This is a genomic window from Paraburkholderia sp. (assembly GCF_036488505.1).
GTDB lineage: Bacteria > Pseudomonadota > Gammaproteobacteria > Burkholderiales > Burkholderiaceae > Paraburkholderia.
On the sequence record NZ_DASXHN010000386.1, the window covers coordinates 1 to 8,371 of the forward strand.

Below are 8,371 nucleotides of genomic sequence, written 5' to 3' on the forward strand. Positions count from 1 at the left end.
GCGAGCGCCGCGACCTTGCCCGGTTGCCCGCTTCCGTCGGCCTGGTGGCATCGTGCGCAAAAGGACAGATAGATGCCTGCGCCATGACGCTCGACCTCGCCCGTGTCGATGCTGCGCGCCGTTTGCACTTTCGTGCGCGCATCGTCGTGGTAGCTGCCATAGGTCTGCCGAGGCGGCAGGGACTTCAGGTATTCGGCGATCGCGTCGCGATCCGCATCGGTCATGTACTGCGTGCTGTCGCCGATAACCGGAGCCATCGCACCGAATACGATCGCGCCCCCGCCGTGGCCGGTGCGCAGAAAGTCGGCGATGTCGCGCGCGGACCAGCGCCCAAGACCGCTGCCGGGATCGCCGGTGAGATTAGGCGCGAACCAATGATCGTTGACACCGCCGGTCAAATACCACGGCGACGTCTCGCTGTAGCCTAACTCGTTGTAAGCCGGGCCGCGCGGCGTGTGACATGCGCCGCAATGCCCAAGGCCCTGCACCAGATAAGCGCCGCGATTCCATTCGGCACTGCGCTTCGGGTCGGGGGTGTACTGATCATGGTTGCCGAACGCGAGGCTCCAGAACAACATGCCCCAGCGCAAGTTGAACGGAAACGGCAGATGCGTTTCGGGCGCACGCTTTAGCGCGGGCTTCACCCCATGCATCAGGTATGCGTAAAGCGCGGTCACGTCATCGTCCGTCATGTTCGCAAGCGACGGATAAGGCATCGCCGGATAAAGCCGTTTGCCATCGCGCCGCTTGCCGAACCGAATAGCGTCGGAGAACTCGCGCAGCGTATAACGTCCAATGCCGAAAGTCGGGTCCGGCGTAATGTTCGACGCGTAGATCGGGCCGAATGGCGAATTGACCGGCATGCCGCCGCCGAGCGGCGTATGGTCCGCCGCATCGTGACACGCGCTGCAGTCGCCCGCTTTGGCCAGGTATTCTCCGCGCGCAATCAGCCGCGAGTCTTGCGTGAGCGGCGACTGGCTCGTGACGCCGGCCGGCAGCTTATCCTTCGCGCCGACCTTGCATCCGCCTAGCGCCGCGGCAACGCACAACAGCGCGGCAATAACGAGGCTCGGCCTTCTGGTGATCGAATTCATGTCAATGCCAATGACTGCAGGAGACGAGAAACACCTCGGCCTGGATCGTGAAGATGAGCCCGACGACGAACCCGCAGCCGATCAGCACGCTGCATAGCGCGATGAAGCGTTTGCGGCTCAACTGTTCGCGCTGGCGGGAAGGCTGACCTTCCGAGTCCCCGGTTTTGCCGCGCGCCTTGATGCGCTTTTCGGCTCTGGCGATAAACAGGTAGCCATACACCGCGGCCGCGGCGCACACGACCGAGATCAGCATCGCCGCGGCCGAGACTGCGTAAACCCATCCATGCATGTGAGAGACACCGGTCGTCCTCAGCGGCGTCGTCACTGCATCGCAGCCCTGCGCAGAAACGGTCTCGGAGATCATGACCTGTAACAGCCATGCCCCCGGCGACAGAAAAAAGCCGGCGCCCGCGCACAACGCAAGGCGTCGTTTTTCGCGCTCGGTCAACTGATCTTCGTTGGTTGCCGACTTCTGCATCAGCTACCCCTAAGCCAGAACGGCGTCACGTATAGCGATGTAAAGATGAAGATCCACACCACGTCGACGAAGTGCCAGTACAGGCCGCCAATGCGCATCGGCGCATTGCGTTCCTCGTCGAAGTAACCCAGCGCTATCCACACTGCGAGCAATATCAGGATGACCAGCCCAACCAGCACGTGCACCATGTGAAAGCCGGTGATCGTGTAGTAGAGCGAGCCGTAAAGATGCGCGGTCATCCCATAAGGGTGATCGTGCCACTCCTTCAACTGAATGCCGACAAACGCGCAGCCGAGTACGATAGCGACCACCATCCACATGAGCGCCATCCAGCGGCGGCCCTTTTTCACGGTTCGCTCCGCCAGCCATGCAAACACGCTGCTGGTGATCAGCACGCCGGTGCTCAGCGCGCCGACACCGATTTTCGGCATCCCTTCAGGTGGCCACTTGAGCGTCGTCTGCGACTGCGAGTAGAAGTAGCAGAAGATCAGATAGCCGAACAGGCTCGCTTCGGTCAGTACCAGCGCGAGCACGCCCCACCATCCGCCGGAATGCTCACCTGCGCTGCCGACGGGCAACGCGTCTTGTGCGTTGTCTGCCTTTGCGGGAATGGTTTGCTCGCGCTTGGGCGGTTCGCGCTGCGCGAGCGAGCGGCGCGGCCACATCCACGCGATCAGCGTCGCGCCGCAAGCGAGCAGCGCGGCGATCGCGAACACCGGCGAGTGCAGCAATGCGCCGAGAAAGAACAGCGCCGCGAAGAGCCCGAGGAAGAATGGCGACCACGCATCCTCCGGCATCTTGAGAATGACATCGGGCTTGCCGCTGAACGGATGCACGCCGAGCGCTTCGCGCCCCTGATGTAGTAGATAGCCTTCTTCGAGGCTCGAGCGACGCCCGGGTGGCTGCAGCCGGTCTTCCCACATCGGATGCCGCGATTCGATAATCGGCAGCACCGCGAAGTTATAGGCGGGTGGCGGCGACGGCACAGACCACTCGAGCCCCCCAGCATCCCACGGATTAGGCGGCGCCTTGTTGCCGCGCCGCGCGCTGTACAACGCGTTGACGGCGAACACCAGCACGCCGACGCCAAGCATAAACGAGCCGATCGTCGTGATCAGGTTGGACGTATCCCACCCCATTCCCTCGGGATACGTATAGATGCGCCGCGGCATGCCAAGCAGACCGGAGATATGCATTGGAAAGAAGCCAACGTTGAATCCGACGAAGATGATCCAGAAAGCGATCTTGCCGACGCGCTCGTTCATCAGCCGGCCGGTGAACTTCGGAAACCAGTATGTGATGCCGCCGAACACCGGAAAGATATTGATGCCGAGCAGCACATAGTGAAGATGCGCGACGACGAAGTAGGTTTCGTTCAGTTGCCAGTCGAATGGCACCGCGGCCGTCATCACGCCCGACACGCCGCCCACTACGAACAGCAGCACGAAACTCGCGAAATACAGAAACGGCACGCGAAACACGGGGCGGCCCGTCCAGATCGTCGCGATCCATGCAAATACCGCCAACGCGCTCGGGATCGAAATCAGTACGCTGGCCGCACCGAAGAACGCCAAAGCGAGTGGCGCGATGCCGGTCGCGAACATGTGATGGATCCATACCTCGAAGCCGATGATCATCGTCGCCACGGTCGACATGGCCACCGCCGCGTACGCGACCAGCGGACGCCGGCAAAAGGTGGGCAGCGCATCGGAGACGATACCCATCGCCGGCAGCACGACCACATAGACCCACAGATGCGCGAACATCCAGAACAGATGCTGCCAAAGCAGCGGGCGGCCGTCGGCGGCAACATCGAAGAAATGCGTGCCGACATTGCGGTCCATCCAGAGCAGAACGAACGCGAGACTGACCGCAGGCACCGCAAAGAGATTGGCAAACGAAATCGTGAGCGTGCCCCAGACGATGATCGGCAAGCGATCCACCGACATCCCCACCGCACGCATCCTGAACAGCGTCACGACGAAATTCACCGCGCCGACTGTCGTCGATATGCCGAGCAGCACCATGCCGAGCGCATAGACGTCGATATTCGGTCCGCGGTCATACTCGATCGATGCGAACGGCACGTAATTGAACCAGCCGGCATTGGGTGCCTCGCCGAACGGGAAGCTGCAATAGAGAAAGAGCCCGGCGAAAAGAAAGACCCAGTACGACAGCGCGTTCAAACGGGGAAATGCCATATCCCGCGACCCGAGCATCAGCGGCCAGAGGAAATTCGCAAATCCGCTCAACACCGGCAGCGCATACAGAAAGATCATGGTCACGCCATGCATCGTGAAAAGCTGCGCGTACTGATCGGGTGAAAGCAGCGTCTCGTTCGGCCGCGCGAGTTGCAAGCGCATCATCAGCGCTTCGACACCGCCGATCAGCAGAAAGACGAACGCGGTGACGATGTAGCGCAAACCGATCTTCTTGTGATCGACAGTCGTCAGGAACCCGCGCCATCCCCCTTCCCCCTCCCACACGTCGAGCAGGTGCTTCTCCGACTCCGAGCCGTGCGGCACCGTGCCGAATTCCGGCTCACGGCGGAATGCGGCCCGGCGGGGTTGGCCAACGCTTCGATCACTCGTCGCGGACATTATCTGTTCCCTTACCTGAGAGTGGCGAGATACGCGGACAGGTCACTCGCCTCAGCCGCTGAAAGGTGCATGTCGGGCATCAGCGTTCCGGGCTTGATTTGTTGCGCATGCTGGATCCAGTCCATCAGATTCTCCGGCGTATTGACGAGCGTGCCCGCCGCCAGCAATCGGCGGGACAGCACATGAGTCAGATCGGGCGCCTGCACACCGTTAGCTGAACTGCCGCGCACGCTGTGGCAGCCGGAGCAACGCTGCTCGAACAGCTTGCTGCCGCGCTGCGCCGCGGCGCTGAGCGGCGGTGCCGCGTTTCGCGCCTGGCTGGCGTACCAGGCGTCGAACTGCGCCTGCGGCTGCGCATACACTTCGAAAGCCATGTGCGCATGCTGAACGCCGCAATACTGCGTGCATTGGCCGCGAAAAATGCCCGGACGATCCGCCTGTAGCCATTGGCGGTTGACGATGCCCGGTATGGTCTGCGTCTTGCCGGATAGTTCGGGGACCCAGAAAGCGTGAATCACGTCAGCGCTCTTGAGCAGCACGAGCACCGGCGTGCCGACGGGAATATGCAATTCGTTCGCGGTCGTGAAGTGATGCGAGCCGTCTCCGTAATCGACTTTCCACCACCAGTCGTAGGCCGTGACCGTGACGGTCAGCGAGGGCTCTCGCGGCGGATCGGCGACCTTCGCCAGCACCGCGAGCATATAGACCGTGATCGCTGCGAGCGCGACGATGGAAATACCCGTGCCGACATAAACGAACCTCGTGCCGCCTTCCGCGCTCAACGCGCTGGCATCCTGCTGCTTGCGCCGGCGCCACATGCCGATGGCAAGCATCAACGCGATGATGACGCACACGAGACAGCAGATAGCGGTAAGCACCCACCCGAGACGAAGCACCGGCTGCGCCGCCGGTCCGTTGCCATGCAGGAAGTAGGCAAGCGGCGTGGGGCTGGCTGCGACGGAAGAAGCGTCGTCGGGCGACGCAGCGTCCGCCCATGCCTGTCCGTGGATAGCCGCGATCCCGGCCGCCGCGATAACGCGCACGAGCCGCTTCGGCAATGGACGCGAGCGGCTCACGTCTTCTCCTTCACGCGCGGCCGCGCGAGCCAGCACGCGAGCGGGCCGGTCGTCGCGAAGCTACCGGCTGCCACCACAGATATCGACAACCATACCGCCGCCATGGACGCGGACAGGTGTGCTGGCATACGGGTCTCCCACGGCGATGACGAGCGTTATTCGGGTTGCAAACCGTCCTGCCGAAGCAATCCGCGTTCCGGATCGAGATGTCGCGTACATCCGCCGCTGCGAGCGACTGCGCGTGGCCGTCTGTTGCGTTGCAACCGCTCGGAACGCCGTTGGCAGGAAGCCGATGTCTTGGCCGGGTCGTCTGAAGGTTTTCTCCCTGGCCACATCCGATATGTCACAGCATGCTCTTCTTTCAACCCGTTGAAAAAGTTGCCGTCTGGATAGGGCGGGGCGTGCGCGACGCGATCGCTCGCCCTTTGCTCCTGCTGACGCTCAACGTTGTCGGGCAATGGCAACTGGAAAAAAACGCCGCCAGATAGCAGCGGTCGGTACGGCTCTTGCGGGCAACGTCAGCACGTCGCGCTGTGTTCTCTTCGCTGATTTGCACCGGCCGGCGACCTGGACCTGCTGCAAGCAAATGGAGATCTGCGATGGCAACAACCGTGGGCGACTTCCTCGTTGAACGCTTATACGCCTGGGGCGTGCGCCGTATTTACGGCTATCCCGGCGATGGCATCAATGGTGTATTCGGCGCATTGAATCGCGCGAACGGCAAAATCGAATTCATTCAGACGCGGCATGAGGAAATGGCCGCCTTCATGGCGTCGGCGCACGCCAAATTCACCGGCGAACTCGGCGTGTGCATCGCGACCTCGGGACCCGGCGCGGCACACCTGCTCACCGGCCTGTACGACGCGCGACTCGATCACATGCCGGTGCTGGCGATTACTGGCCAGCAGGCGCGTGCCGGACTCGGCGGGCACTATCAGCAGGAACTGGACTTGACTGCGATGTTCAAGGATGTCGCCGGCGCCTTTGTGCAGCAAGCTTCGGTGCCTGCGCAAATTCGTCATCTCGTCGATCGCGCGGTGCGCACCGCGCTCGGCGAACGCCGCGTGACCGCGCTCATATTGCCGAATGACTTGCAGGACCTCGACTACGAGCCGCCCCCGCGCAAGCATGGCACCGTGCACTCCGGCGTCGGCTATCGCGCGCCGAAGATGGTGCCGTATTCCGAGGATCTGCAACGCGCCGCCGACGTGCTCAACGCAGGCAGCAAGGTGGCGATACTCGTCGGCGCAGGCGCGCTGCAGGCGACCGACGAAGTCATCGCCGTCGCCGAAAAACTCGGTGCAGGCGTGGCGAAAGCTTTGCTCGGCAAGGCCGCGTTGCCCGACGATCTGCCGTTCGTCACCGGCTCGATCGGCCTGCTCGGGACCGAGCCGAGCTACAAGCTGATGACCGAATGCGACACGCTGCTGATGATCGGTTCCGGCTTCCCGTATTCCGAATTTCTGCCGAAGGAAGGCGCCGCGCGCGGCGTGCAGATCGACATCAAGGCGGACATGCTGAGCCTGCGCTATCCGATGGAGGTGAATCTGGTCGGCGATAGCGCCGAGACGTTGCGCGCGCTGTTGCCGCTCTTGCAGCAGAAGACGGACAGGGCCTGGCGCAAGGGAATCGAAGGCTGGATGGAAGACTGGTGGAAGAAACTCGAAAAGCGTGCGCTGGAGCCCGCCAAAGTCGGCATGAATCCGCAACGCACGGTCTGGGAACTGTCGCCCCGCGTGCCGCCGAACGCGATCGTCACGAGCGACTCCGGCTCGTGCGCGAACTGGTACGCGCGCGATCTGAAGGTCAAGCGCGGGATGATGTGCTCGCTGTCCGGCGGCCTCGCGTCGATGGGCGCGGCGGTGCCTTACGCGATCGCGGCGAAGTTCGCGCATCCCGAGCGGCCTGTGATCGCGCTGGTCGGCGACGGCGCGATGCAGATGAACAACATGGCCGAACTGATCACGGTGGCGAAGTACTGGAAGCAATGGTCCGATCCGCGCTGGATCTGCATGGTGCTCAACAACGAGGACCTGAATCAGGTCACGTGGGAACAGCGGGTGATGAACGGCGATCCGAAGTTCGAGGCGTCGCAGGACATTCCATCGGTGCCGTATCACAAGTTCGCCGAACTGATCGGGCTCAAGGGTCTTTACGTTGACGACCCCGAGCGCATGGGCACGGTCTGGGACGAAGCGTTTGCGAGCGACCGCCCGGTCGTGATCGAAGTGAAGACCGATCCGAACGTGGCTCCGCTGCCGCCGCATATCACGCTGCAACAGGCGAAGGCGTTTGCGACGACGCTCTTCAAGGGCGATCCGGACGAAGGCAACATCATCGTCGATACGGCCAAGCAGGTGCTGGGCGCGGTGTTGCCAGGGCATAAGAAAGAGTAGCCGGGGCGACGTCGGCAGACCGGGGGTGGCCTGGATCGCGGCCTTTCACGGCCAGGTCCGCCCGCTTCACGGCCAGCGTCATGGCCCGGTTCAACGCATGATTCACGGCCCGGTCGCGGCCTGGCTGCGGGCTCGGGTTCGGGCCCGCGGATGTGCGCCGAGAGGCGCTTTGAACACGACTCTCCATGAAAGAATCCACGTCCACGACTATTGCATTGACCTGCGGGCTCGCAGCCGCCGGGCTCATGCTGCTGCGACGCGGCACGCCGCAAGCGCAAGCGGTTCAGCCGGTGAGAACCCACATCGAGACAGCACGTACTTTCAATCGAAGCTCTGCGCTGCTTGCACTGTCGGTGCTCACCGACAGCGCGATGGAGCACTATCGCGGCTCATTCGACAATCCAGCGATGTACACGCCTCTCGTCGTCTCGACGCTGTCGCTGCTGGCGGGGCTGCACGGCGGTGCCGACCGCAAGCCCGCCCGCCACACGATTCGCGATTCCGTCTATCTCGGCGCGGCATTGACGGGCGTCGTGGGCACCGGCTTTCATTTCTACAACATCACCAAACGTCCCGGCGGCTGGAGCTGGCATAACCTGTTCTATGCCGCGCCGATCGGCGCGCCGATCGCGCTGGTTCTCTCGGGCGCGCTCGGTGCGATGGCCGAACGGCTGCGCGACGAGCCCGCGCACGAGCCGCGCCTGTTCGGCATGCCGGCGGGACAGGC

The 8,371-nt window shown here is 63.0% G+C and carries 6 protein-coding genes and 1 pseudogene; 2 read left to right on the forward strand and 5 right to left on the reverse strand.

Features of this window, described 5'->3' with window-relative positions; genetic code table 11:
* The 5 genes from VGH68_RS22695 to VGH68_RS22715 all read right to left on the reverse strand — a co-directional run.
* Positions 1 to 1,094, reverse strand: a 1,094-nt coding sequence (locus VGH68_RS22695) for a cytochrome c (protein ID WP_331605957.1), incomplete at its 3' end; no start/stop codon positions are given.
* Between the two features lies 1 nt (position 1,095).
* Positions 1,096 to 1,572, reverse strand: coding sequence for a hypothetical protein (locus tag VGH68_RS22700; protein ID WP_331605958.1), 477 nt, complete (start codon positions 1,570 to 1,572; stop codon positions 1,096 to 1,098).
* Positions 1,572 to 4,172, reverse strand: a complete 2,601-nt coding sequence (gene ctaD / locus VGH68_RS22705; protein ID WP_331605959.1) for a cytochrome c oxidase subunit I — start codon at positions 4,170 to 4,172, stop codon at positions 1,572 to 1,574. The genes VGH68_RS22700 and ctaD overlap by 1 nt, the downstream gene beginning before the upstream one ends.
* 11 nt (positions 4,173 to 4,183) lie before the next feature.
* Positions 4,184 to 5,248 carry a cytochrome c oxidase subunit II gene (gene coxB / locus VGH68_RS22710; RefSeq protein WP_414696975.1) on the reverse strand — a complete coding sequence of 355 codons (1,065 nt, stop codon included), beginning with the start codon at positions 5,246 to 5,248 and terminating at the stop codon, positions 4,184 to 4,186.
* Positions 5,245 to 5,376, reverse strand: coding sequence for a hypothetical protein (locus tag VGH68_RS22715; RefSeq protein WP_331605960.1), 132 nt, complete (start codon positions 5,374 to 5,376; stop codon positions 5,245 to 5,247). The genes coxB and VGH68_RS22715 overlap by 4 nt, the downstream gene beginning before the upstream one ends.
* A 471-nt stretch (positions 5,377 to 5,847) precedes the next feature.
* Between VGH68_RS22715 and VGH68_RS22720 the strand changes: the two genes are divergently transcribed.
* Both VGH68_RS22720 and VGH68_RS22725 read left to right on the forward strand, forming a co-directional pair.
* Positions 5,848 to 7,644, forward strand: coding sequence for a thiamine pyrophosphate-requiring protein (locus VGH68_RS22720; protein WP_331605961.1), 1,797 nt, complete (start codon positions 5,848 to 5,850; stop codon positions 7,642 to 7,644).
* 185 nt (positions 7,645 to 7,829) lie between these two features.
* Positions 7,830 to 8,371 (forward strand): annotated as a pseudogene (locus tag VGH68_RS22725) (hypothetical protein); the annotation flags it as partial.

Bases quoted from the DNA above. Each gene is read 5' to 3' on its own strand.
- VGH68_RS22700 (WP_331605958.1), bottom strand. From the start codon at position 1,572: ATGCAGAAGTCGGCAACCAACGAAGATCAGTTGACCGAGCGCGAAAAA.
- ctaD (WP_331605959.1), bottom strand. From the start codon at position 4,172: ATGTCCGCGACGAGTGATCGAAGCGTTGGCCAACCCCGCCGGGCCGCA.
- VGH68_RS22715 (WP_331605960.1), bottom strand. From the start codon at position 5,376: ATGCCAGCACACCTGTCCGCGTCCATGGCGGCGGTATGGTTGTCGATA.
- VGH68_RS22720 (WP_331605961.1), top strand. From the start codon at position 5,848: ATGGCAACAACCGTGGGCGACTTCCTCGTTGAACGCTTATACGCCTGG.